Below are 25,947 nucleotides of genomic sequence, written 5' to 3' on the forward strand. Positions count from 1 at the left end.
ACCACGTTCATGTGTTGTTCTGTTGGCCGTCAGAAGACGTTCACGCCGATCGGAGGTCGGCGCTTCCGCTACGCCTGCACGACAGGGAGGCGTCGCGGAGCCAGTTAGGACGGGTGAGGTGTGGTAATGGTCAGCGTTGGCTCGACCTCGGAACCGGCTCATACGATGAGGCGCGATCCGGGAGATGTCGCGGACGGCACAAAACGTCGCGCCGTGACAGTTGTGCTGGCCGACGCCCAGCCGGTGGTGCGCAGGGGCCTGCACGCCCTGCTGTCCCCCTCGGCTGAGGTCACCGTGGTCGCCGAGGCGGGCACCACGCGGGAGGCGATGAGGTCGGCGGCGTCGCTGCGCCCCGACGTGCTCGTGCTCGACATCGAGCTGCCGGGCTTCCAGGTGGGCGTGACGCTGCAGGAGATCGCCCGGATGTCACCCACGACCGCGGTGCTGGTCTTCACCGCGGTCGAGGACGAGGGGGCGGTCTTCGCGGCCATGCGTGCCGGCGCACGCGGCTACGTGCTCAAGAGCTGCCCGGGCGACGGCATCGTCCGGACGATCAGGGGCCTCGCCACGGGCGAGGTGATCCTCGGCCCCCGGGTGGCCGACCAGATCGTCCGGCAGCTCGGCCGGGAACCCCGCAACCAGCAGCTCTTCCCGGAGCTGACGACGCGCGAGCGGCAGGTGCTCCAGCTGATCGCGTCGGGCCTGCGCAACGGGGCGATCGCCACCCAGCTCAGCCTCTCGCCGAAGACGGTCAGCAACCACATCTCGACGATCTTCAGCAAGCTCAACGTGTCGGACCGGTACGAGGCGATCGAGGTCGCCCGCAAGGCCAGGCTGGAGCACGGCGCCACACCCCTGCCGGGAGCGGGCGGCTGCGCCGCGTACGCCGGCGCGCAGTCGACGGAAAGGTGAGCGGGATGGCCCTGGATCTGGAAGCGATCGCGACCCGGCTGGAGCCGCGGTTCGGCAAGGCGGCGCACCGCTGGGTCGGCACGCTGCCCCAGCGGCTAGACGAACTCGTCGCGCAGTGGGCGCTCGACCTCGGCGACCCGCTCAAGTCCGGCAACTCCTCCGTGGTGTTCCGCTGCCGCCACCCCCGTGGCGAGGCGGTGCTCAAGCTGTCGCCCGACAGCTACGCGGTGCGGGAGGAGGTCGACATGCTGCGTCAGTTCGCGCCCAGCGGACGGGTGCCCGAGGTGCTGGCGGCGGCCAAGGGCGCGGTGCTGCTCGAGTCGATCCACCCGGGCACCCTGGTGGAGAAGATGCCGCAGCCTCCGTCGCCGCAGGAGTACGCCGGCTTCCTCACCGACCTGCACGGCGCCGGGGATCCGGCGACCGCGCCGCGGCGGCTGGAGGACTGGATCGACGTGCTGTTCAACTCGGCGATGCGGCGGGGCGCCGACCTCGCCGAGTCGAAGCGGCTGCGCGACGACCTGTTCGCCGCGCCCACCGACACCGTGCTGCTGCACGGCGACCTGCACCTGGGCAACGTGCTCAGCGGCGGCGCGAAGGGCCTGGTGGCCATCGACCCGATGGCCTGCGTCGGCGACCCGTGCTTCGACGCGGTCGACTACGTGCTGGAGGGCCTGGACCGCGCGGAGATGCTGCGCCGGCGTGACGAGCTGGCCGCGGCGGCCGGCATCGACGTGGAGCGGCTCGACATGTGGTGCCGGGTGACCGCCCCGATCGGTGCGACGTACGTCAGCAACCCCGGGCACTCCGCGGAGCTGGCCGCCTTCGGGCGCGGCGAGTACTAGGCACTCCCCCTGCGGCGGTCGAGCGGATCCTGACCGACGCACCCCCGACCGGCCCCCGGTCCAACGGCTGACCCCGTCGGACCGGGGGCCGTGTCGCGTTCCCGGGCGCCGGAGCCGGCCAGGGTGAGCAGCCGGCCGAGCAGCGGTGTGTCCGGCACCCGACCGGGAGGTTTTCCCTGCTGGAGCGGGGAAGCTCGCTCTGCCGGACGGGACGTCGGACACCGCACGATCGATCCATGGTTCGTACCGGTCGTGCTTCCTTCGCTCAGGAAAGACTCTATTTCCTCAACCAGCTCCAGCCCGGCAACCCGGCGTACGTGGTGGCGTTCGCCGTCCACCTGCACGGCGCGTTGCGGCCGGCGGCGCTGCGCGCGGCGCTGACCCGCGTCGTCGCCCGGCACGACGCGCTGCGCACCACGTTCGCGCTGGTCGACGGCGTGCTCACCCAGCGGGTCTCGCCCACCCCGCACGCCGACGTCGACGTGCAGACGGGCGCGTGGGCCGACCGGGACACCCAGGAGGCCTACCTGCACACCCTGGTCGCCGAGCAGGCCCGACGCCCGTTCGAGCTCGGCGACGGGCCCGTGCTGCGCGCCTTCCTGCGTTCCTGGGGTCCGGACGAGCACACCCTCGTGGTGCTGGTGCACCACATCGCCTGCGACGGCTGGTCGGTGGGGCTGCTGCTGCGCGACCTCGCCGCCGAGTACCACGCGGCGGTGTCCGGGACGGACGCCGCGTACGCCGAACCGGAGGAGTCGTACCTGGCGTACGCCCAGCGGCAGCGCGAGTCCTGGGAGCGCGACAGCTCCGGGCTGGACTTCTGGCGCGCCGAGCTGCGCGACGTCCCGCAGCTCGCGCTGCCCACCGACTTCCCCCGGCCGAGCGTGCTCAGCGCCGACGGCGCGGTGCTGCGCCGCCCGGTCGAGCCGCAGCTGGTCGAGCGGCTCACCGCGTGGGCCAGGTCGCGGGGCGCGACGCTGTTCGCGGTGACGCTGGCCGCGTACGCCTCGGTGCTGTCGCGCTACGCGCGCCAGGACGAGGTGGTGATCGGGGTGCCGGTCGCCAACCGGATGGACGAGGCCGAGGAGCGCGTCGTCGGCTGCCTGGTCAACACCCTGCCGATCCGGCTCGACGTGTCCGGTCGGCCCGGCTTCGCCGAGCTGGTCGAGCGGGCCCGGCGGGCCAGCATGGCCGCGTTCGCCAACCAGGACGTGCCGTTCGAGCAGATCGTGCGGGCCACCGTGGGGGAACGGCAGCTCAGCCACGCGCCGCTGTTCCAGACCTCCCTGACGGTGCAGAACTTCCCGTTCGCGTTCCCCGAGTTCGACGGCGTGCGGCTGACCGAGGTCGACGTCGAGATCGACGTCACCAAGTTCGACCTGGGCCTGACCCTCGACGTGTCCACCGCCACGCCGTTCCTGCGGGCCGAGTACAGCACCGAGCTGTTCACCCCGGAGACCGTCGCAACGCTGCTCACGCACTACCTGACCTTCCTGCGGTCGGTCGTCGACGGGCCGGACGCCGAACCGTGCATGGTGGACGAGGCGGAGCGGCTGCTGCTGACCGAGGGGGTGAACCCGCCGGTCGCGCGGCAGTCGGCCGACCACCCGTCGGTGCTGCGCCGCTTCGCCGAGCACGTGGCGCGCACCCCGGACGCGGTGGCGGTGCGCCACCGGGACGTGGAGGTCACCTACGCCGAGCTGGACCGGTGGGCCGGGCGGATCGCGGCGGGCCTGGCCGACCGGGGGGTGCGCCGCGGCGACCGGGTCGGACTGCTGCTGCGCCGCTCCCCCGCGATCGTCGCGGCGATCCTCGGCGTGTGGAAGCTCGGCGGCGTCTACGTGCCGCTGGACCCCGAGTACCCACGGCAGCGCCTCGAACTGATCACGGCCAGCGCCGACATGCCGTTCATGCTGGTGGAGGCCGGCACCGCCGACACGGCCGGCGCGCTGGCGCGGGGCCGCGACATCCGCCTGGCCGACGCGCACACCCTCGACGGGACGTCCGTGGTCGCGGAGACGTTCCCCGGGCCGCGCGACCAGGCGTACGTCATCTACACCTCCGGCTCCACCGGCGTGCCCAAGGGCGTCATGGTCGGGCACGGCGGCCTGGACGCGCTGAACGACCCGACGCCCGCCGGGCTCGACGTCACGGCCGACGACGTGTGGCTGGCCGCCAGCTCGTTCTCGTTCGACGCCTCGGTGTGGGAGATGTGGGGCGCGCTGAGCACCGGCGGCCGGCTGGTCGTCGCCGACCAGGCCGACCTGGTGGACCGGCAGCGCCTGGCCGAGCTGGTGCACCGCGAGGGCGTCACGGTGGTGTTCCAGACCCCCGGTGCGCTCTACCGGCTGCTGCCCCCGTACCTGCGGCTGCTGGGCGCGGACGAGGTCTCCCGCATCCGCTACGTCGTCCTCGGCGGCGAGGCCCTGAGCTGGTCGCGGGTCGCGTCGCTGGTCGCCGGCGCGCCGGGCCTGCGCGCGGTGTTCGTCAACATGTACGGCATCACCGAGGGCACCATCCACGTCACGATCTTCGAGGCCCCCACGGCGGACCTGGCCCGGGTCGGGGAGGGCACCGTCGGCGTGCCGCTGCCGTCGGGGCGCTGCTACGTCCTCGACGACGACCTGCGGCCGACCGGACTCAACGTGCCCGGCGAGCTGTACTGCGGCGGGGTGCTCGTCGCGCACGGCTACCTGGGCAACCCGGAGCTGACCGAGGCGCGCTTCCTGCCCGACCCGTACGGCGGGGGCGTGATGTACCGGACCGGTGACGTGGTCAAGTGGGGCGTCGACGGGAACATGGTGTACCTCGGCCGCAACGACACCCAGGTGCAGCTGCGCGGCTACCGCGTCGAGCTGGCCGAGGTCGAGGGCGCGTTCCTGACCCACCCGACGGTGCACTCGTGCGCGGTCGCGGCCGAGAACGACGAGCTGGCCGCCTTCGTCGTCGGCGAACTCGGCCCGGAGGCCGAACGCGAGCTGCGCGCCCACGTACGGGCGACGCTGCCGGCGTACATGGTGCCGTCGCGGATCCTGACCGTCGCGGCGATCCCGCTCACCGCGCACGGCAAGGTGGACACGGCCCGACTGCTGGCCGACAGCCGCGCCGCGCGCACCACCGTCGCGCCCGCGGCGCGGCGCGGCCTCGCCGCCGGCAGCGGGTTGGAGGAGCGCATCCGGGCCTGCTGGAGCGAGGTGCTCGACCGGGTCGACGTCGGGCTGCACGACAACTTCTTCGACCTGGGCGGGCACAGCTTCGCGCTGATCGCGCTCCAGCAGCGGCTCTCCGACGAGGGCCTGGACGTCTCCGTGACGGACCTGTTCCGCGCCGGCACGGTCGCCGGCTGCGCCGCGCACCTGCAACGGGCGGCCCCGGTGGTCGCCGACGCGCGGGTGGCGCAGCGCCACCGCGGTCGCGCCCTGCTGGCCGACCGGCGCCGGACCGCGGGAGGCCGCCGTGGCTGAGCTGCCCGACGGCGCGGCGGTGGCCGTGGTCGGCATGGCCGTACGGGTCCCCGGCGCCGAACGCGACCTGGACCTGTTCTGGCACCACGTGGTCAACGGGGTCGACGCGGTCACCTTCTTCACCCCCGAGCAGCTCGTCGGCTGGGGCGTGCCCAAGGACCTCGTCGAGCGGCCCGACTTCGTGCCCGCCCGGGCGGTGCTGCGCGACGCGGACTGCTTCGACCACCGGCTGTTCAGCTACTCGCCCTCGGACAGCGCGCTGATGGACCCGCAGCAGCGGATCCTGCTGGAGTGCGCCTGGGCCGCGCTGGAGCACGCCGGCCACCCGCCGGTCGCCGCCGACGGCAACCGGATCGGGGTGTACGTCGGCACCGGCCTGAACGTCTACCTGCTCGACAACGTGTGGCCCAACGAGCGCGCGGTCGAGGCGGCCGGCGGCCTGGGGCTGATCATCGGCAGCGACAAGGACTTCGCGGGCACCCGCATCGCGTACAAGCTGAACCTGCAGGGTCCGGCGCTGACGCTGCAGACCGCCTGCTCGACGTCGCTGGTCGCGGTGCACCAGGCGGTGCAGGCGCTGCTGACCTACGACGCCGACGTGGCACTGGCCGGGGGCGCCACGGTGACCCCGCCGACGCGGCGCGGGCACGTGCACGAGCCCGGGGGGATCTTCTCCGCCGACGGCCGGTGCCGGGCCTTCGACGCCGCGGCCGACGGCACCGTGCCCGGCGACGGCGCGGGCGTGGTGGTGCTCAAGCGACTCGAGGACGCCCTGCGCGACGGCGACACCGTGCACGCCGTGATCCGCGGCTCCGCGGTCAACAACGACGGCTCCCGCAAGGCGGGCTTCACCGCGCCCGGCCCCACCGGCCAGGCCGGCGTGATCTCGGCGGCGCTGGAGGTGGCCGACGTCGACCCGGACACCGTCGGCCTGATCGAGACCCACGGCACCGGCACCGCGCTCGGCGACCCGATCGAGGTGGCGGCGCTGCGGCAGGTCTTCGACAGCGACCGGCCCGACCGGGCGCCCTGCGCGCTCGGCGCGGTCAAGTCGGTCGTCGGGCACCTGGACACCGCCGCCGGCGTGGTCGGCCTGATCAAGACCGTGCTGGCGCTGAAGCACCGCGTGATCCCGCCGATCGCCCACCTCGCCACGCCCAACCCCGCGCTCAGGCTGGACGGTTCGGTGTTCGAGCTGCCGGCGGCGGCCCGGCCCTGGGCGCCGATCGACGGCGTACGCCGGGCCGGGGTGAGCGCCTTCGGCATCGGCGGCACCAACGCCCACGTCGTGCTGGAGGAGGCCCCGCCCGCCCGGCCCCGGTCGCGCCGCCACGTCACCGAGCTGGTCCTGGTCTCCGCGAAGACCGCCGCCGTGGCGCAGGCCGGCCTGGACCGCGCCGCCGCCTGCGTGGCGCAGACCCCGCCCGGCGAGCTGGCCGACCTCGCGTACACCCTGCGGACCGGCCGGGCGGAGCTGCCGTGGCGGGCCGCGTTCCTCACCGGAGCGCACGGCTCGCCGGCGACGGTCCGGCAGGTCGACGCGAAGGCGCGGGCGCGCGGCGTGGCGCTGCACCTCACCGGGGCCGGCGAGCTGACCGGCAACCGGCCCAACTACGACGCCGACCCGGTGTACCGCCGGGTCGTCGACGAGGGCGTGGCGCTGCTGCGCGACCGCGACCTCGACGAGGCCGTACGGGAGCGCTGCACCCGGCTGCTGGCCTGCGTCGGCCTGGCGCGGTCGCTGCGCAGCCGGGGCGTGGCCCCGCGCGCCCTGGCCGGCGCCGGCATCGGCGCCGTGGCGTGCGCGGTCGTGGCCGGGATCATGTCCCTCGCCGACGCGCTGGAGCTGACCTGCGGCGGCGACGTCGACGCCAGCCGGCTCGACCCGGCCGAACTGCCCGTCCACGTGCCGGGCGGGGAGCCGCCGACCGGGTACGACGGGCTCGCGTACTGGCGGGCGCAGGCGGCCGGACCGCCCGCGCCGACGACGCCGCCGGAGCTCGACCAGGTGCTCTGGGTCGAGGTCGGCACGAGCGTCACCCCGCACCTGGGCCCGGACGGGCCCGCGCTGCCCGCCGACCGGCACGCCCGGCTGCTGGCCACCGTCGGCGCGCTGTGGCAGCTGGGTCTCGTCGGCGCCTGGGACCCCGTGCACGACGCGGGCCGACGCCGGCGGCCCGCCCCCACCTACCCCTTCGCGGCCACCCGGCACTACCTGGACGCCCCCGCGACCCGACTGGACACAGAGAGGCACCACTGATGCGCGACGTACACGACCGGACCTGGGTGGGCGAGTTCGAGCAGCTGTGGATGGAGGTGCTCGGCGTCGACACGGTCGACGACGACGACGACTTCTTCGACCTCGGCGGCCACTCGCTCAGCGCGCTGCGGCTGAGCACCCTGATCCGCCAGGAGCTCAACCTCGCGGTGATGTTCGGCCACGTCCTGGAGAACCCCCGCTTCGCCGACCTGCGGGACGTCGCGGGCCAGGTGCCGCTGGACAAGCCGGCGCAGGTGCCGCTGGACGAGCCGGTGGCGGAGGTCGTGTGATGACCGCCCCGGAACTCTCCGCCTGGACGCCGCTGGCCGCGCGGGTGCTCGGTTGCGCGCCCGAGCAGCTGCGGGACGCGGCGGTGACCGAGTCGTTCGTCGCGCTGGGCGGCACCTCGCTGCAGGCCATCGCGCTGGTCTCGCTGGGCCAGCGCGAGCTGCGGGCGCACGTGGACAGCGCCCGGCTGCTGTCGGCGCTGCCGCTGGCGCAGGCGCTGGCCGGCGCGGTGGAGCACGTGGACACCGCGCCCCCGCCGGCCGCGCGGCGGCCCGCCGAGCTGGAGCTGCTGCCCGGTCAGCGTTCCATGCTGGCGGCGCACCTGCTCGACCAGGACGCGCCGTACCACCTGATGTTCACGCTGGAGGCGGACGGGCCGCTCGACGAGGCCCGGACCCGGTCGGCGCTGCGCGAGCTGGCGACCCGCCACGAGGCGCTGCGCACCCGGTTCGCCCGGGACCCGCGGCAGGCCCGGATCGTGCTGCCCGCCCCGTACGAGCCACGGCTGCTGCACCAGACGCTGCCCGACGACGACCCGGTACGCGCCGTGCACGAGCTGTACGGCCCCTCGGCCGCGCGGCTGCTGCGCCCCTTCGCACAGCCGCCGGTCGTCTTCGTGCTGACCCGCGCCGGGCGGCGCGACCTGCTCACCATGCTGGTGCATCACACGATCGCCGACGGCTGGAGCATTGGGGTGCTCTGGCGCGAGTTCGCCGAGCTCTACGCCGGCGCCGGCCCGGCGGGCGCCGCGCCGTCGCCGGAGTGGATCGGCTCCCGGCTCGCCGCGCAGGAGGCGTCCGGGGCGCTGGACGGCGCGCTGACCCGGATCGCGGCCCGGCTGGACGGCGCGCCCTGGACGGTGGCGCTCCCCACCGACCTGCCGCCGGTCGCCGAGGCCGACGGCCGCGGCGCACGCCTGCGCTTCCACCTCGACGCGGCGACGACGCGGGCCGCCACCGAGCTGGCCCGGCACTGCCGGGTGACGGTGACGTCGGTGGCCATGGCGGCGTGGGCGCTGGCCGCCGCCCGCCGCGCGGGCCTGACCGACCTGGTGCTCGGGGTGCCGGCGGCGGGCCGGTTCGAGGCGGGCATGGCCGGCATCGTGGGCCTGTGCACCCGGGTCGTCCCGGTGCGCTGCGCGGCGAGCGACGACCTCGACGCGCGGGACTACGTACGCGGGGTGGCCGCCTCGCTGGCCGAGGCGGCGGCCGACGCCGACGTGCCGTTCGAGCGGGTCATCTCCGGGCTCGGCGGCGCCACCGACCCGGGCCGCAACCCGCTGGCGCAGCTCGGCTTCGCCGCCCACCACGAGCTGGTGCCCGACGAGCTGGAGGCGGGGGGCCGCGCCTGGCGGGTGCACGAGGGCCACTGCCACGGTGCGGTGTTCGACGCGCTGCTCTACCTCCAGTCGTGGTCGGACCGTCCCCGCTTCGCCCTGGAGTACGCCACGTCGGTGCTCACCGCGGCCGACGCCGGGGAGCTGGCCGAGTCGTTCCAGGCGGCGCTGCGGGAGCTGGCCGCCGACCCGGGCGTCGCCCTGCGTGACGTCACCGGGCTGTCGGCGGGGCAGCACGCGCGGCTGCGGGCGCTGGGCGCGGGCGGCTCGCACGACACGGCCGACGACGTGTGGAGCCGGTTCGCGGCGCACGCGCGGTCCGCGGGCGAACGGGTCGCGCTGGTCGACGCGCACGCCGGGCTCACGCTGACCTACCGCGAGCTGCACGACCGGGCCGTCGCGCAGGCGCGGCTGCTGCACGCGCGCGGCGTGCGCGCCGGCGACGCGGTGGTCCTGGAGCTGCCGCGCTCGGCCGCCGAGGCCGTGGCGGTGCTGGGTGTGCTGCGGCTGGGTGCGCACTACGTCGCGGTCGACCAGCACGCCACGGCCGAGTGGCGGGCCCACCTGGCCGCCGCCGTCGCGCCCCGGGCCCGCCTCGGCACCGCCCCGGCCGGAGAGGAGTGGTCGGGCGCCGCCGACTGCGCCCTCGCCGGCCCGGACACGCCGGCGCGGGACGGGGCGGCCGGCGGCCCCGGCGTCGTCGGGACCGGCGACGACCCGGTCGAGGCGGCCCCGGCCGACCCGGCGCGGACCGCGTACGTCTCCTTCACCTCGGGCTCGACCGGGGTGCCCAAGGGCGTGGTCGTGCCGCACCGGGCGGTGCTGCGGCTGGCCGACGACCCGGGGCTGTTCGCCGACCGGGCGGGCATGCGGATGATGCGGCTGTCCCCGCTGGCGTTCGACGCGTCCACGCTGGAGCTGCTGGTGCCGCTGGCCAACGGCGACACGGTGGTGGTGTTCCCGCCCGGGGAACCGACGCCCAGCGGGCTGGCCGAGTTCCTGCGCACCGCCGGGATCACCCACGCGTGGCTTACCTCGGGCGTGTTCCACCTGGTCGCCGACCACCGTCCGGACGCCTTCGCCGGGCTGCGGCAGCTCTTCACCGGCGGCGGCGTGGTCTCCCCCGCGCACGTGCGCCGGGTGCTGCGGGCCTGCCCGGGGCTGCGGGTCACCAACGGCTACGGCCCCACCGAGAACACCACGTTCACCACCACCTGGTCCGTCGACCACGCCGACGCGACGCCGGACCCGCTGCCGATCGGCACGCCGGTGCACGGCACCGACCTGTACGTCGTCGACCCGGCGGGGCGCCTCGTCCCGCCGGGCGCCATCGGCGAGCTGGGCACGGCGGGCACCGGGCTCGCCGACGGCTACCTCGACGACCCCGCGCGCACCGACGCGTCCTTCGTCCGGCTCGGGGAGCCGGCGGTGCGCCTGTACCGCACCGGCGACCTCGTGCGCTGGGGTGCGGACGGGCAGCTGCGCTTCCTGGGTCGCAACGACCGACAGGTGAAGATCGCCGGACACCGGGTGGAGCTGGTCGACGTCGAGCGCCGGCTGCGGGCGCGGCCCGGGGTGCGCGACGCGGTGGTGTTCACCACCGGCGACCCGGTGACGGGCGTACGCCTGTGCGCCGCGCTCAAGCCCGCCGCCGACGGCCTGGACGTGGCCGGCGTACGCCGTGCCGTGGAGGCCGAGCTGGCCCCCTACGCCCGGCCGCAGCAGTGGGTGACCGTGGCCGAGTTCCCACTCGACCGCAACGGCAAGGTCGACCTGCGGGCCCTGGGCGCGCTGGCCGGGGCGGCGCAGCCCGCCGCCGCGACGAGCGCCGGCGCGACGGCGGGGCAGCCGGCACGGGTCCCCGCCCCGCGCTCGGCGTCGCTTACCGAGTTCGAGGAGCTGGTGACGGGGGCCTGGGTGGAGGCGCTGGGCACCGACGACTTCGACGTCGACGAGGCGTTCTTCGACGTCGGCGGGGAGTCGCTGCGACTGGCGATCGTGCGCCGGCTGCTCCAGGAGCGGCTGGCCGGCCGGGCCATCCCGCTGACCGACCTCTACCGCTTCCCCACCGTCCAGACCTTGGCCCGGCATCTGCACGCCCAGACCGAAGGAGCAGGCGCATCCTCATGAACGGCGACATCGCGATCGTAGGCATGGCGGGCCGGTTCCCCGGCGCCGCCGACGTCTGGGAGTACTGGTCCAACGTGGTCGCGGGGAAGATCACGATCAGCGAGCTGACCCGCGGGGAGCTGCTGGCCGGGGGCGTGCCCGCCGACCAGCTCGACGACTCCGCGTACGTGCCGGCGCGCGGCGTGCTGGCCGATGCGGACCTGTTCGACGCCGCCTTCTTCGGCATCACGCCGCGGGAGGCCGAGACCATGGACCCGCAGCACCGGCTGCTGATGCAGACGGCGTGGGCCACCCTGGAGTCCGCGGGGCTGGCCACCCGGCACCCCTTCGGCCGGGTCGGCGTGTTCGCCGGGGCCGGGTTCAACTACTACGCGCTGCACCACGTGTACGCGCAGCCCGGCCTCGTCGAGACCCAGGGGCTGCTCTCGGTCGTGCTGGGCAACGAGAAGGACCACCTCGCCGCGAAGGTCGCGTACCGGCTGGACCTGGGCGGTCCCGCGGTCACCGTGCAGACCGCCTGCTCGACGTCACTGGTGGCGGTGCACCTGGCCTGCCAGAGCCTGCGTACCGGCGACTCGGACGTCGCGCTCGCCGGCGGCGCCTGCGTGGCCGTGCCGCAGCAGGCCGGCTACCTCTACGAGACGAAGGGCATCATGTCGCCCGACGGCGCGTGCCGGCCCTTCGACGCCTCGGCCGCCGGCACCGTCCCCGGCAACGGCGTCGCCATGGTGGCGCTCAAGCGCGCCGAGGACGCCCGCCGCGACGGGGACACCGTGTACGCCCTCATCAGGGGGTCGGCGGTGAACAACGACGGCGGCATGAAGGTCGGCTACACGGCGCCCGGCATCGCCGGGCAGATCGACGTGCTGACCCGCGCGTACGCCGCCGCGGGCGTCGACCCCGCCAGCGTCGGCTACCTCGAGGCGCACGGCACCGCCACCGAGGTCGGCGACGCGATCGAGCTGTCGGCGCTGACCGAGGTGTTCCGCCGGGGCGCGCGGCCGTGCTCGATCGGCTCGGTCAAGGCCAACGTCGGCCACCTCGACGCGGCCGCCGGTGTCACCGGGCTCATCAAGGCCGCGCTGGCTCTGCACTTCCGGCAGATCCCGCCGCTGGCCGGCCTCAAGCAGGCCCGGCCCGAGCTGCTCGACGGGTCGACCCCGTTCACGGTGGACAGCGTGGCCCGCCCGTGGGAGGCCGACGGGCCCCGCCGGGCGGCGGTCAGCTCCTTCGGCCTGGGCGGCACCAACGCGCACGTGGTGTTGGAGGAGGCCGACGGCCCGGCCGGGTCCGGTCCCGGGGCGGCCGACGGTCGTACCGAGCTGATCGTGCTGTCCGGGCGCGACCCGGAGGCGGTCCGCGCGGCCGCCGAGCAGTGGAGCGAGCACCTGCGGCAGCGCCCCGACCTGGCCGTCGCCGACGTCGCGCTGACGTCGCAGACGTACCGCAGGCACTTCGCGCACCGGCTCGCGGTCGCCGCGCCGGACGTCCCTGCGGCGCTGGCCCGGCTGCGCAGGGCGCCCGTCCGCGAGGCCGCCCGCCGGCCCAGCGTGCTGTTCCTGTTCCCGGGCCAGGGCGCGGAGTTCCCCGCCATGTCGCGGGGCCTCTACGACCGCTACCCGTCCTTCCGGGCGGAGCTCGACCACGGCGCGGGGCTGCTGGCCCCGCTCCTGGGGCTGGACCTGCGCGACGTGCTGGTCGGCGACGACCCCGACGGGGTCGTGCACCGCACCGACGTCACCCAGCCCGCGCTGGCGCTGCACGAACTCGCGCTCGGCCGGCTGCTGGTGTCGTGGGGCGTACGCCCGGCGGCGTTGATCGGCCACTCGGTCGGCGAATTCGCCGCCGCGGCGCTGGCCGGCGAGCTGGCCGCCGACGACATGCTCCGCCTCGTCGCGACCCGCGGCAGGCTGATGCAGGACGCGCCCGAGGGCGGCATGCTGGCCGTGCTCGCGCCGCTGTCCGCGGTGCAGGAGCATCTGGCGGGCCTGGACGGCCTCGACGTGGCCGCCCGCAACGCCCCCGAGTTCACCGTGGTGGCCGGGCCGGTGGCGCAGCTCGCCGCGTTCCGCGAGCGCCTCGACGCGGGCGGGGTGCACTGCCGGGCGTTGCCCGCGCGGCGCGCCTTCCACTCGCGGATGATGGCCGACGCGGCGCGGCTGCTCGGCGCCGAGGCCGACGGCGTCGCCCGGCGACCCCGGACCGTCCCGGTGATCAGCACCGTCGACGGCACGCTGCTGGGCAAGGGGCTGCCGCGCGCCGAGGGCTACTGGGGCACGCAGCTGCGCAGCCCCGTGCGCTACCACGACGCGCTGCTGACCGGGCTGGGGCTGCCCGACCCGGTCCTGGTCGAGGTCGGGCCGGGCACCGCACTCACCGGCATGGCCCGGCAGGGCGGGCAGCGGGTGCCCGGATTCGCCCTCCAGCCCCGGCAGGCGGGGCGCGCCGACGCCGGCGACGTGCTCGCCGGGCTCGGCGGCCTGTGGACCGCCGGAGCGTCCGTCGACTGGGCCGCGGTGCGCGGCGGGAGCGCCGCCCGGCGGGTCGCGCTGCCCACGTACCCGTTCGCCCGCACCCGGCACTGGCTCGACGCCGCGCCGCCGCGACCGGCCGCCGACGTCCAGGAACCGGCGCCGGAGCCCGCCGGCGGAGGCGAGAACGAGGTGGTGCAGGAGATCATGGAGCTGTGGGGCAGGATGCTCGGCTCGGCCGAGATCGGACCGGACGCGAACTTCTTCACCCTCGGCGGTGAGTCGCTGCTGTTCATCCGCATGATCACGCAGGTGCAGCGCAGGTTCGGGGTGCGCATCCCGGTGGAGACGCTGTCGGCCGACCCCACGCCGCGCACGCTGGCCGGGCTGGTGACGGCATGACGGGCCACGACGAGCTGGACCTGGTGGCGGCGGTGGCGGCCGTGCTCTGCCACCGCCTCTCGGGCGCGGCCTCGGTCGCCGTGCGCGGCCCGCGCGGCGACGTCCTGGTGCGCCTGTCCGCGGACAGCACCCTGACGGAGGTACGCGAGCAGACGCGCGGCCGGTGGCGGGACCCCGCCGTCGACGCCGCGCCGGGCGGACGCGTGGACGTCGCGCTGGCCACGACGGGTGCCGCCGGGGCGTCGGCGGTGCTGGCCGGGGTGCCGGTCCGGCTCGCCCGCGACCACGGCGATCCCGCGTGCCTGCAGGAGCGCCTGGACACCCTGCACGCCTGGCTCGCCGCCCATCCGGACCGGCCGGTGCGGCAGGCCCCGCTGGTCGGCCCGGTGGAGCGCAAGACGCTGCTCGGCTTCAACCCCGCGCCGACCCCCGCGCCGCGCACGTCCGTGCACGAGACGATCTGCCGCCAGGCGGAGCGCACCCCGGACGCCGTCGCGCTGCGCGGCGGCGGCCGGGACCGCAGCTACCGCGAGTTCCTGGACGAGGCGGCGGCGCTGGCCGGGCGGCTGCGCGCCGAGGGCGTGGGCCCCGGGTCGGTGGTCGGCCTGTGCACCGAGCGGAGCCCCGAGATGGTGGTCGCGGTGCTCGGCGTCCTGCTGGCCGGCGGGGCGTACCTGCCGCTGGACCCGTCCCACCCGCGCCCCCGGCTGGACCTCATGCTCCGCGTGGCCGACGCCGTGCTGGTGCTGGCCGACGACGCGGGGCGGGCCGCGCTGGGCTGCGGCGGCGAGCCGTCCCTGCCCGTACGGCCGCTGACAGGCGGCGACCTGCCGGCCGCGCCCGTCGACTGGCGCGGCTACCGGGCCCCGGAGGAGGTGGTCGAGGGGCTGTCGTACGTCATCTTCACCTCCGGCTCCACGGGTGCGCCCAAGGGCGTGCAGATGACGCACCTGTCGCTGGCCAACCGGCTGGTGTGGATGCAGGACGCGTACCGCATCGGCCCCGGCGACGTGGTGCTGCAGAAGACGCCGTACACCTTCGACGTGTCGGTGTGGGAGCTGCTGTGGCCGTTCATGGCCGGCGCGACGCTGGTCACCGCCGAGGCGCAGGCCCACCGCGACCCGCAGGAGATGGTCGACGTCGTCGCCCGCGAGTCGGTGACGACGGTGCACTTCGTGCCGTCCATGCTCGCCCTCTTCGTGGAGGAGGCCGGCCTGGGTCGCTGCGCCGGCCTGCGCCGGGTCATCTGCAGCGGGGAGGCGCTGCCGCCGAAGCTGGTCAACAAGCTCACCGGCACGCTGCCGCAGGTCGAGGTGCACAACCTGTACGGGCCCACCGAGGCCGCCATCGACGTCACCGCCTGGCCGTGCCGCCGACCCGAACCGGACGACACCGTCCCCATCGGCCGGCCGATCGCGAACGTCGCCGCGTACGTCCTCGACGAGCGCGGCGAGCTGGCCCCGCTGGGCGTGCCCGGGGAGCTGGTCGTGGGCGGGGACTGCCTGGCCCGGGGGTACGCGGGGCGGCCCGACCTGACCGCCGAGCGGTTCGTCGAGGTGGCAGTCGCCGGGTGGCCGCAGCGGGTGTACCGCACCGGCGACCTGGCCTGGTGGTCGCCGGACGGGCACCTGCACTACGGCGGGCGCATCGACACGCAGGTGAAGATCCGCGGGCAGCGGGTCGAGCTGGGCGAGATCGAGTCGGTGCTCAACCGGCACCCGCTCGTCGCCAACAGCGTCGTGCTGCTGCGCGACGACCTGGGCGCCGCCGCGACCCTGGTGGCGTACGTGGTGGCCGAGCGCGACGCCGACCCGGACGTCGTGGCCGAACCCGCGCTGCGCGCCTTCCTGGCGCGGCAGCTGCCCGACCACATGGTGCCCCTGCGGTACGTGGTCCTGCCGGAGCTGCCCGCGACCGCGAACGGCAAGGTCGACCGGCGCGCCCTGCCCGCCCCGCCGGCCCGGGTCCGCCGGCGCGCCGCGACCGACCCGGGCAGCGGGGCATGATCCGCGATCCGTGGCGTTCCCGCTCGCCTTCGCCAACACCCGTCGCGTGGCGCTCTGCCGGCTGTTACCGGCGACGAGCGCGCGCCGCGCCGGCTCATTCTTCCTGGTAGCGGGCCTGGTGGCGCAGGTCGGGTGGAAGACTGGGGCTGTCGCCGAGGGGGGTCCGTATGTCTGCTGGTCGTTACCTTGCGGTCGCCGGTCCGCGCGAGCTCCGGGAAGGCGAGGTGGCCGCGGCCGAGCCGGGGCCCGGCCGGGTGACGGTCGACATCGCGTACACGGGGATCTGCGGCACGGACGTGCACGGTTACACCGACGGGCACATGCTGCCGCCGGCGGTCTTCGGGCACGAGTGGACCGGTTCGGTCTCGGCGGTGGGCGACGGCGTGGACGGGCTGCGGGTCGGCCAGCGCGTGGTGGGCGGCGTGGGGCCGGTGTGCGGCCGGTGCCGCCAGTGCGTCGCCGGGCACGCCCGCAACTGCGACACGGTGTTCGCCGAGGCCAACGGGGTCGACGCCGACGCGCCGCCGCACGGCGCGTTCGCCACCCGGGTGCAGGTCTCGGCACGGCGGGTGATCCCGGTTCCGGAGGGCCTCTCGGCGGTGGAGGCGGCGCTCGTGGAGCCGGCCACCGTCACCTTCCACGCCGTGCGGCGGGTGGCGGCGGAGTACGGCGCCACCACCGTGGTCCAGGGCGCCGGCCCGATCGGGCTGCTCACCGCCCAGCACGCGCGCAACGCCGGGGCGGGGCCGATGATCATCTCCGAGCCTTCGGCGGCGCGGCGCGCGCTGGCGAGCCGGCTCGGCTTCGCCCACGTGGTCGAGCCGGCCGGGCTGCGGGCGGCGCTGGACGAGCTGACCGCGGGCCTGGGCGCCGACGTCGTGTACGAGTGCAGCGGCGTACCGGCGCTGTTCCAGCCGTCTGCGGAGCTGGTGCGCCGGGGCGGGACGCTCGCGTTGCTCGGCTATCCGCTGGAGAACTCGAGCGTCAGCTACGGCGACTGGCAGAGCCGCGAGCTGACGGTGATCGGGTCGCTGGCGTACCACCACGAGGACTTCGTGGGTGCCATGCACGCGATCGCGGCGGATCGCATCGACGTGGCGGCGCTGCACACGGGCACCTTCGGCCTGTCGTCGCTGAAGGACGTCCTCGAGGAACTCGACTCGGGCCGCAGCGAGCACACCAAGGTGCTGATCGACCCGAGCCGGGCCTGACCCAGGCGGGCGGGACCGGCGTACGCCGGGAGTGGCCGGTCAGAACAGCGTCGACGGCCCGACCGGCTCCGGTTCCGGCAGCGGCTCGACCCCGGGCAGGCGCGCGCGCACCTCGTCGTGGAAGCGGCGGGCGAGCTCGGGCGCGTCGGCGTTGTCCGGGGTGTGCACGAACACGGTCGGCGAGCGGCCCTCGCGCAGCCAGCCGGTCACCACGTCGAGCCACGGCTGCCAGCCCTCGACGGTGCGTGCGGGGTCGTCCCGGCCGAGGTACCGCACGATCGGCCGGTCGGTCAGCGCGCGGGTGCGCAGCGGGGTGCGCGGCTTCCTGGTCCACGCCTCCCGTTCCGCGTCGCTGGTCGGCGGGGTGCGGAAGAACGCCGTCGTGTCGAAGGGCACCCATTCCGCGCCGACCGTGCCGAGCGCCTCCTCCAACGTCCGCGCCGCCCGGGGGTCGTCGAAGAACGCGGGGTGGCGCACCTCCACGGCGTACCGGTGGGCGGTGGGCAGCCTGCGCAGGAAACGGGCCAGCAAGGGCACGTCGGCGGGGCCGAACGAGCCCGGCAGTTGGATCCAGAGGGCGTGGGCCCGCGGGCCGAGGGGTTCGACGGCGTCCAGGAAGACCCGCAGTTCCTCGTCGGCGCCGGTGAGCCGGCGTTCGTGCGTGACGACCTTCGGCAGCTTGGGCAGGAACCGGAAGTCGGGGTCGGTCTGGCGCGCCCACGACGCGACCGTCTCGCGGCCGGGGGTCGCGTAGAAGGTGGTGTTCCCCTCGACGGCGGTGCACCAGCCGGCGTAGCCCCGCAGCCGCTCGTCAGCCGGCAGCGGGTGCGCCAGGAAGCGCCCCTGCCAGGACTTGTGCGTCCACATGGCGCACCCCACGTGCAGGCGCATCGGATCCTCCCACCGCTCGACGGCCCGACGCGGGTCCCCCGCGCCGCGGGTACGGTATCCGGCCGCGCCGGCGGGGGCGAGTCCACGCACGGGCGCCGGCCGCACCCGATCGGGTACGGCCGGCGTCCACCGGTCCACCGGTGCGGTCAGTCGAGGCCCTGGTCGTGCGGCACGGTGACGGTCACGGTGCAGCCGACCGGGCGGCCGATCTCGTCGTGGCCGGCGTACGTCAGGGTGTAGACCCTGTCCCCACCGGCGCCGTCGCGTGCCGCCCGCAGCCGGCCGCTGGTGTCGGGCGTGCCGACGGTGAAGTCGCTGACGTCCGCGGCGTCGCCGCCGGACACCGCCGTCAGGTTGAGCGCGTTCGGGCCGAGGACTCCGTCGCGCAGGTCCGCCGTCACGGTGACGTCGACCATCTGGTGGTTCGGCGGCCACAGCACCGGCCGGTCCACCACACAGTCCACCTCGCGGGTGGGCACCGGCTGGTCCAGCGTGGCGACGGCATGGCCGATCGTCGCGGTGAGCCGCCCGCCGGCCTCGTAGTACATGTGCACGGTGCGGCCGTCGAAGTAGAACGTCGGCGCGGCCGAGCGCCCCAGGTCCGGCGCGGCGACCATCGAGTCGTGCACGACGCCGAGGTGGACCTCCTTGTCGAAGTCGTCGCCGACGTCCACGGCGTGCATATTGCCGTCGGCCGCGTGGAAGATCACCAGGTTGCGGCCGTTCCAGCGCAGGAAGAACGGGCCGGAGGCGTTCGGTCCCTGGATGCCCTGCGGGGTCACGATCGGGTCGGGCTGGATCGTCCAGGTCCGCGCGTCCGGGGAGACCGCCCAGCGGATCCGCCGGGACACCGGCCCGGTCGGCCCGGGGGGCGCGGCGGTCGGATTGTCCATGAAGAGCATCAGGTACCGGCTGCCCAGCCGCGGCACGGCGTGCTCGAACACCCGGGCGTAGGAGGTCTCCCCGCCGGTGCTGTCGTCGCGGCTGATCGCCGTGCCGCCGTAGTCGAAGTGGATGCCGTCCTCGGAGGTGGCGTACCGGGTGATCGAGTTCTCGCCGTGGAAGTAGAGGAACAGCTTGCGCTCCCCCTCGACCCAGATCGCGTGCGGGGAGGAGATGTGGCTGACCGTGGAGTAGTGGGGCAGCCAGGTGTTGCCGATCAGCGGGTTGGCCCGGTACTCGGTCCACGGGCCGTCGATCGAGTCCGCGTACGCCAGGGCGATCCCGCCGGGCCGCTCGTGGGGGGCGTAGTACAGGTAGTAGGTGCCCAGCGGGTTGGGGAAGTAGTCGGCGGCCCGGATGACGCTCGGGAAGATGAACTCGTTGGTCGGGTTGTAGGTCAGGGCGCCCTTGTCGAACGCGGTGCCCGCGTAGGTGAAGCGCGGGAAGTCCAGGGCCGGGTCGGCGCCGGCCGGAGCGACACCGGCCACGGTGGCGACCAGCATGCCCGCGCTGGCCGCCGCCACGGCGGCGCGGACGGGCACTCGGACGGGTGCTTTCGTCATCGCTGTTCCTGCTCTGTCGGGGGTGGGGGCCACCCGGCCGCCCGGACGGGCTGCCGGCGCGCGGGGTCGTCGGCGGAAGGTTCAGGGGTGGGACGGGTTCCGCCGGTGACGACTGTGGACGTCGCGCGTCACGCCGCAGGGCGGCACGAAGTCACGCTGCGTGAGACGGCCGGCCACCGAAAGGGTGGGCGGGCCGCCCGGGTCGATTGCTAATACGTATTACCATCTACGCTTCTCGAATGTTGCTCGACCAGGGCGAGTCTTGTCAAGGGGTCGGCCGCCAGCCCCGGCGGCGCAGCCCCACGGCCCCGGCGGGGGCCGCCCGCCCGTGAGGGCGGAGTCGGTCGCCAGGAGCTAATCCGCATTACTCCAGGGACTTCATCTCCGCGAAATCTCTTCGCCCACCCCTTGACACACACCCGGTCAGCCCGCCAGGCTCCTCCCCAACGCCGAGCGCTAATACGCATTAGCCGCACCGGAAGGACCCGTTGTGCCCTCTACACCCCGACGCGTCACGCAGCGTGACATCGCGCGGCTGGCTGGCGTCAGTCAGGCGACCGTGTCGCTGGTGCTCAACAACCGGGCCGACGCCGACGTCCGCATCGCGCCCGAGACCCGCGACCGCGTGCTGCGGACCATCGCCGAGACCGGGTACGCCGCGGATCCCGTGGCCCGCCGCCTCGCCGCGCGGTTCAACCGGATCATCGGCGTCTTCACCTACGAGCCCGCCTTCCCCAGCGGCAGCCGCGACTTCTTCCACCCCTTCCTGCTGGGCATCGAGGAGTACGCGGAACGGGCCGGCTGCGACCTGCTGCTGTTCACCAGCGCCCCGGTGGTCGACGGCCGGCGACGCATCTTCCACCAGGACAACCGGCTCCGCCTGGCCGACGGGTGCATCCTGCTCGGGCGGGAGATCGACGCCGCCGAGCTGCACCGGCTCAACCGCGACGGCTTCCCGTACGTCGCCGTCGGGCGCCGCGACGACGCCGGCGGCCCGGTGCCGTACGTCGGCGCCGACTACGCCGCGGCGGTGGCCGAACTGGTCGGCCTGGCCCTCGCCCGCGGCCACCGGCGCCTGGCCTACCTGAACACGGAGCTGACCGCGGAGTCCTCGGCGGACCGGCGGCGCGGGTTCGTCGCGGCCGCGACGGCCGCGGAGAGCGCCCGGCACCTGACGACCGTCGGCCGGGACGCCGAGGCCATCCTCGACGACCTGCTGGCCGAGGCGACCACCGTCGCCTTCGTGGAGGACTTCGCCACCGCCGTGGCGCTGGCGCTGGCCACCCGGCGGCGCGGCCTGGGCGTGCCCGGCGACCTGTCGATCCTGACCCTCGGCGACCCGACGGTCCCGGTTCCCACCGACCTCGCGTTCACCGGATTCCGCATCCCCCGCGAGGAGATGGGTCGGCAGTCGGTCGAGGTGCTGGCCAGCGTCATCGACGGCAGCGCCGTCGGCGTCCAGCAGCGGCTCCTGCCCTGCGAACTCGTCGAGGGCGACACCCTCGGCACCCCTGATCGGCGGTCCACCGCAGCTGAGCGGTGACCGTGCAACCCGGAAGGAAGCAAGTGGTACAGATGCGTGCGGACGTCCTCGTCGTCGGGGGCGGGCTGGGCGGGGTGGCGGCGGCGCTCGCCGCGGCCCGGGCCGGCCGGTCGGTCATCCTGACCGAGGAGTTCGACTGGCTCGGCGGGCAGCTCACCAGCCAGGCGGTCCCGCCGGACGAGCACTCCTGGATCGAACAGTTCGGGGCCACGGCGAGCTACCGGGCCCTGCGCACCGGGATCCGCGACTACTACCGCCGGCACTACCCGCTCACCGAGCGGTCCCGGGCCTGGACCGACCTCAACCCGGGCGCCGGCTGGGTGAGCCGGGTCTGCCACGAGCCCCGGGTGGCCGTCGCCGTCATCGAGCAGATGCTGGCGCCGTTCCTCGGCTCCGGCCGGCTCACCGTGCTCCAGCCGTACCGGCCGGTCGCCGCCGAGACCGACGGGGACCGGGTGGTCGGGGTGACCGTGGCGCACCGCGACCGGGACGAGCGGATCGACCTCGTCGCGCCGTACGTCCTCGACGCGACGGAGACCGGCGAGCTGCTGCCGCTGACCGGCACCGAGTACGTCACCGGCTTCGAGTCGCAGGCCGACACCGGCGAGCCCAGCGCGCCGGCCGAGGCGCAGCCGATGAACATGCAGGCCGTCTCCGTCTGCTTCGCCCTCGACCACGTCGACGGCGACCACACCATCGAGCGGCCGGCGAACTACGACTTCTGGCGCGACTACAAGCCGGACTTCTGGGGCGACCGGCTGCTGTCCTGGCGGTCGCCGCACCCGCGCACCCTGGAGATCGTCGAGCGCAGCTTCACGCCCAACCCCGACGACGACCCGCTGGCCGTCAACGCCGACCAGCGGCTCAACCCCGGCGACGGCAACCTTTGGACGTTCCGGCGCATCGCCGCCCGGCGCAACTTCACCGACGGCGCGTACGACAGCGACATCACGCTGGTGAACTGGCCGATGATCGACTACTTCGAGGGCCCGGTCATCGACGTGCCGAACGCGTCGTGGCACCTGAGCAAGGCCCGCGAGCTGTCGTACTCGGTGCTCTACTGGATGCAGACCGAGGCGCCGCGGCCCGACGGCGGGACCGGCTTCCCCGGCCTGCGCCTGCGCGGCGACGTGACCGGCAGCCGCGACGGCCTGGCCCAGGCGCCCTACATCCGGGAGTCGCGCCGCATCCGGGCCGAGTACACGGTGGTGGAGCAGGACCTGTCGCTGGCCGTGCGCGGCGAGCACGGCGCGGTCGCCTACCCGGACTCGATCGGCGTCGGGATGTACCGCATCGACCTGCACCCGTCCACCGGCGGCGACAACTACATCGACGTCGGCTCGTGCCCGTTCGAGATCCCGCTGGGCGCGCTCATCCCGCAGCGGGTCGAGAACCTGCTGCCAGCCGGCAAGAACATCGGCACCACCCACATCACCAACGGCAGCTACCGGCTGCACCCCGTCGAGTGGAACGTCGGCGAGGTCGCCGGCCTGCTCGCCGACTTCTGTCTGGCGCGGGGCGAGTCCCCGCGCGCGGTCCGCGGCACCCCCCGCCTGCTGGCCGACTTCCAGGACCGCCTCTCGGCGGCCGGCGTGGAACTGCGCTGGCCCCAGGTCGCGGGCTACTGAACACCCCCGTTGAGGAGAAGATCATGAGATTGGGAAAGGCTGTGCGCGGCGTCGCCGCGACACTGGCCGGCGTCCTCGCGCTGTCCGCCTGCGGCGGCGGTGACGAGGCCGGGGACAAGGGCCCGGCGAGTCTGCGGATGACCGTCTGGTCGGCCAACGAGGCACACCTCAAGCTGTTCAACGAGATCGCCGACGAGTACCGCAAGACCCACCCGGAGGTCTCGGCGATCACGTTCGACCCGCTGCCCTTCGAGAACTACACCACCACGCTGACCACCCAGATCGCCGGCGGGAACGCGCCCGACCTGGCCTGGGTGTTCGAGAACTCGGCCCCCGACTTCGTCTCCTCCGGCGCGCTGCTGCCGCTGGACGAGAAGTTGAAGAAGACCGAGGGCTACCAGTACGACGACATCTCCCCGGCCACGCTCAAGCTCTGGCAGGACGGGGGCAAGCTGTACGCGTACCCGTTCTCCACCTCGCCGTTCGGGGTCTTCGTCAACACCGACCTGCTCAAGAAGGCCGGGCAGAAGACCCCGGCCGAGCTGGTCGCGGCCGGGCAGTGGAACTGGGACACCGCGCTGACGGTGGCTGGCGCCACCGCGGGCGCCACCGGCAAGGCCGGCCTGGTGATCCGCGACTTCGACTACAAGGGCTGGGACAACCTCTCGACCTTCTGGACGGGTTGGGGCGCCCAGGCGTGGAGCGAGGACGGGAAGTCCTGCGGCTTCGCCGCCCCGGAGATGGTCGAGGCGATGACCACCCTGCACAAGGCGATCTTCACCGGCAAGGCGCTGCCCGGCCCGGGCACGACCGCCGACTTCTTCGCCGGTGACGCGGCCATGACGGTCACCCAGATCTCGCGCGCCTCGCTGCTGAAGCCGGGCGGCTACTCCGTGGTCGGCCAGGCCGGCGTCGGCGTGATGAAGAAGAGCAAGAACGCCGACGCTGCGGCGGACTTCCTCGCCTTCCTGACGAACCCCACCAACTCGGCCAAGCTGGCCCAGTTCTTCCCGCCGCCGCGCCAGTCGCAGCTCACCGCGGAGACGCTGGCCAAGACGAACCCGACGCTGAAGCCCGAGCAGTTGCAGAAGGTCGTCATCGACGGCATCACCAACGGCGTGGTCAAGCCCAGTCACGCCGGGCAGGCGGAGCTCAGCCAGCAGGTGCGTGCCGGGCTCGACCCGCTCTGGAAGGCGGACGCGGACGTCAAGGCCGTCCTCGACGGTGTCTGCACCAAGATCCAGCCGCTGCTGGCGAAGTAGGGCAGTCTGACCATGTCCCAGACGGACACGACGGTGGGCGGGGCCTCGGCCCCGCCCACCCGGGACCGGTCGCGGCCGTACTGGACCAGTCGCCGCCGCGACCAGCTCACCGGTTACCTGTTCATCGCTCCCCAACTGCTCGGCAGCGCCGTCTTCGTGATCCTGCCGCTGATCCTGGTGGTCTGGTACAGCCTGCACGAGTGGAACGTGCTGGCCGGCACGTTCGAGTTCGTCGGCACCGAGAACTACGCGAACCTCGCCGAGGACACCAACCTGGGCTCGGTGCTGCGGGCCACCGGCCTCTTCTCGGTCGGGCTGGTGGTGTTCAACCTCGGCCTGGCCCTGCTGCTCGCCGTACTGCTCAACCAGAAGCTGCGCGGGACGATCGTGTTCCGCACCCTGTTCTTCTCCCCCGTGGTGGTCTCGCTGGTCGCCTGGACCATCGTGTGGGGCTTCCTGCTGCAGGACAACGGCGGCGTGAACGGCCTGCTCGACACCGTCGGCGTGGACGGGCCGAACTGGCTGCGCGGTGAGGGCACCGCCATGTTCTCGGTCGTCGTGGTGCAGGTGTTCAAGAACGTCGGCCTGAACATGGTGCTCTTCCTGGCCGCGCTCCAGGGCGTGCCGGGCGAGCTGTACGAGGCCGCCGAGGTGGACGGGGCGAGTCGGCTGCGCCAATTCTGGCGCATCACCGTGCCGATGATCAGCCCGACCATCCTGCTGACGTCGATCATCACGGTGGTCGGTTCGTTGCAGGTCTTCGCGCAGATCGCGGTGCTGACCCAGGGCGGCCCCGGCACGTCGACCACGGTCCTCGTCTACTACCTCTACCAGCAGGCGTTCCAGTTCCACCACTTCGGCTACGGCGCCACCCTGTCGATCGTCCTGTTCGGCATCGTGCTCGCGCTCACCGTGCTGCAGTGGCAGATGCGTAAGAGGTGGGTCCACCATGAGTCGTGAGCTGTCGCGCCGGACCAAGCTGGTGCTCTACGGGGTGCTGATGGTCCTGGCGGTCCCGTTCGTCTTCCCGACCTGGTGGATGGTAACCTCGTCGCTGAAGCCGGTGGCGGACATCTTCGCCTTCCCGCCGAAGCTGATCCCGGTCGACGCGGAGCTGGACGCGTACCGGCGGGTGTTCGAGTTGCAGCCCTTCGGTCAGCAGTACCTGAACAGCCTCTACATCGCGCTGGTGGTCACCGTCGGCACCCTGGCGGTGGCGGCGCTGGCCGGGTACGCCTTCGCGCGGATCCGCTTCCGCGGCCAGAACGTGCTCTTCCTGGTGATCCTCGCCGGCCTGCTCATCCCGAGCGAGGTGACGATCGTGCCGCTGTTCCAGATGTTCTTCAAGCTGGGCCTGGTCGACACCCACTGGCCGCTGATCCTGGTGCCGATCCTGGGGGCGCCGAGCGTGCTGGCGACCTTCATCATGCGGCAGTTCTTCATCAGCCTCCCCGGCGAGCTGGAGGAGGCGGCCCGGGTGGACGGGCTGGGCCGGTTCGCCACCTTCTGGAAGATCGCCCTGCCGCTGTCCCGGCCCGCGCTGGGCGCGGTCGCCATCTTCACCTTCCTGCACAGCTGGAACCTCTACCTGGAACCGATCGTGTTCCTCTCCTCGCCGGACAAGTTCACCCTGCCGCAGGCGCTCACCCAGTTCGTCGACGCCTACGGCGGCCCGATGTGGAACGTCCAGCTCGCCGCGGCGTCGATGACCGCGCTGCCGGTCCTGGTGGTCTTCGTCATCGCGCAGAAGCAGTTCGTCGAGGGCCTGGCGCACACCGGGCTCAAGGGATGAC

The 25,947-nt window shown here is 74.2% G+C and carries 16 protein-coding genes; 14 read left to right on the forward strand and 2 right to left on the reverse strand.

Annotated elements, in window-relative coordinates; translation table 11 throughout:
- Positions 1–213: 213 nt before the first annotated feature.
- The 9 genes from AB0G08_RS11835 (at position 214) to AB0G08_RS11875 (ending at position 17,325) form a co-directional block, all read left to right on the forward strand.
- Complete coding sequence (locus AB0G08_RS11835; RefSeq protein ID WP_358086397.1) at positions 214–912, forward strand: response regulator transcription factor; 699 nt, start codon at positions 214–216, stop codon at positions 910–912.
- A 5-nt stretch (positions 913–917) separates the two neighbouring features.
- Complete coding sequence (locus AB0G08_RS11840) at positions 918–1,757, forward strand: aminoglycoside phosphotransferase family protein (protein ID WP_358086399.1); 840 nt, start codon at positions 918–920, stop codon at positions 1,755–1,757.
- Positions 1,758–1,993: 236 nt separating this feature from the next.
- Positions 1,994–5,221 carry an amino acid adenylation domain-containing protein gene (locus AB0G08_RS11845; protein ID WP_358086401.1) on the forward strand — a complete coding sequence of 1,076 codons (3,228 nt, stop codon included), beginning with the start codon at positions 1,994–1,996 and terminating at the stop codon, positions 5,219–5,221.
- Positions 5,214–7,481: a beta-ketoacyl synthase N-terminal-like domain-containing protein gene (locus AB0G08_RS11850; RefSeq protein ID WP_358086403.1), complete on the forward strand. Its 2,268-nt coding sequence runs from the start codon at positions 5,214–5,216 to the stop codon at positions 7,479–7,481. The genes AB0G08_RS11845 and AB0G08_RS11850 overlap by 8 nt, the downstream gene beginning before the upstream one ends.
- Positions 7,481–7,771, forward strand: a complete 291-nt coding sequence (locus AB0G08_RS11855; RefSeq protein WP_334609886.1) for a phosphopantetheine-binding protein — start codon at positions 7,481–7,483, stop codon at positions 7,769–7,771. Before AB0G08_RS11850 ends, AB0G08_RS11855 begins: the two co-directional genes overlap by 1 nt.
- The gene (locus tag AB0G08_RS11860; protein WP_358086405.1) at positions 7,771–11,235 is read left to right on the forward strand and encodes an amino acid adenylation domain-containing protein; all 3,465 of its coding nucleotides are present in this window, start codon (positions 7,771–7,773) and stop codon (positions 11,233–11,235) included. Before AB0G08_RS11855 ends, AB0G08_RS11860 begins: the two co-directional genes overlap by 1 nt.
- Positions 11,232–14,108 (forward strand): beta-ketoacyl synthase N-terminal-like domain-containing protein, encoded by a 2,877-nt coding sequence (locus tag AB0G08_RS11865; RefSeq protein WP_358086407.1) that lies wholly within the window; start codon positions 11,232–11,234, stop codon positions 14,106–14,108. The genes AB0G08_RS11860 and AB0G08_RS11865 overlap by 4 nt, the downstream gene beginning before the upstream one ends.
- Entirely contained in the window at positions 14,105–16,114 is a 2,010-nt protein-coding gene (locus AB0G08_RS11870; RefSeq protein WP_358086409.1) for an amino acid adenylation domain-containing protein, read from the forward strand. Before AB0G08_RS11865 ends, AB0G08_RS11870 begins: the two co-directional genes overlap by 4 nt.
- Before the next feature lie 167 nt (positions 16,115–16,281).
- Entirely contained in the window at positions 16,282–17,325 is a 1,044-nt protein-coding gene (locus AB0G08_RS11875; protein ID WP_358086411.1) for a zinc-binding dehydrogenase, read from the forward strand.
- 39 nt (positions 17,326–17,364) lie between these two features.
- On the opposite strand, the gene AB0G08_RS11880 is transcribed toward AB0G08_RS11875, so the two are convergent.
- Entirely contained in the window at positions 17,365–18,192 is an 828-nt protein-coding gene (locus AB0G08_RS11880; RefSeq protein ID WP_358086444.1) for a DUF72 domain-containing protein, read from the reverse strand.
- Positions 18,193–18,362: 170 nt separating this feature from the next.
- On the reverse strand, positions 18,363–19,721 hold the full coding sequence (locus tag AB0G08_RS11885) for a hypothetical protein (RefSeq protein WP_358086412.1): 1,359 nt from the start codon (positions 19,719–19,721) through the stop codon (positions 18,363–18,365).
- A gap of 490 nt (positions 19,722–20,211) precedes the next feature.
- Here AB0G08_RS11885 and AB0G08_RS11890 point away from each other — a divergent pair, with 490 nt between their 5' ends.
- The 5 genes from AB0G08_RS11890 to AB0G08_RS11910 are packed head-to-tail and all read left to right on the forward strand — an operon-like array spanning position 20,212 to position 25,946.
- Positions 20,212–21,264, forward strand: coding sequence for a LacI family DNA-binding transcriptional regulator (locus AB0G08_RS11890; protein ID WP_358086413.1), 1,053 nt, complete (start codon positions 20,212–20,214; stop codon positions 21,262–21,264).
- 32 nt (positions 21,265–21,296) lie between these two features.
- On the forward strand, positions 21,297–22,892 hold the full coding sequence (locus tag AB0G08_RS11895) for an FAD-dependent oxidoreductase (RefSeq protein ID WP_358086415.1): 1,596 nt from the start codon (positions 21,297–21,299) through the stop codon (positions 22,890–22,892).
- A gap of 23 nt (positions 22,893–22,915) precedes the next feature.
- The gene (locus AB0G08_RS11900) at positions 22,916–24,154 is read left to right on the forward strand and encodes an extracellular solute-binding protein (protein WP_358086417.1); all 1,239 of its coding nucleotides are present in this window, start codon (positions 22,916–22,918) and stop codon (positions 24,152–24,154) included.
- A 12-nt stretch (positions 24,155–24,166) separates the two neighbouring features.
- Positions 24,167–25,114 carry a sugar ABC transporter permease gene (locus tag AB0G08_RS11905; protein WP_358086419.1) on the forward strand — a complete coding sequence of 316 codons (948 nt, stop codon included), beginning with the start codon at positions 24,167–24,169 and terminating at the stop codon, positions 25,112–25,114.
- Positions 25,104–25,946: a carbohydrate ABC transporter permease gene (locus tag AB0G08_RS11910; protein WP_357875456.1), complete on the forward strand. Its 843-nt coding sequence runs from the start codon at positions 25,104–25,106 to the stop codon at positions 25,944–25,946. The genes AB0G08_RS11905 and AB0G08_RS11910 overlap by 11 nt, the downstream gene beginning before the upstream one ends.
- Position 25,947 lies beyond the last annotated feature (1 nt).

Origin of the sequence: Micromonospora sp. NPDC023644 (assembly GCF_040640115.1) — a bacterium.
In the GTDB taxonomy this organism is placed as follows: Bacteria; Actinomycetota; Actinomycetes; order Mycobacteriales; family Micromonosporaceae; genus Micromonospora.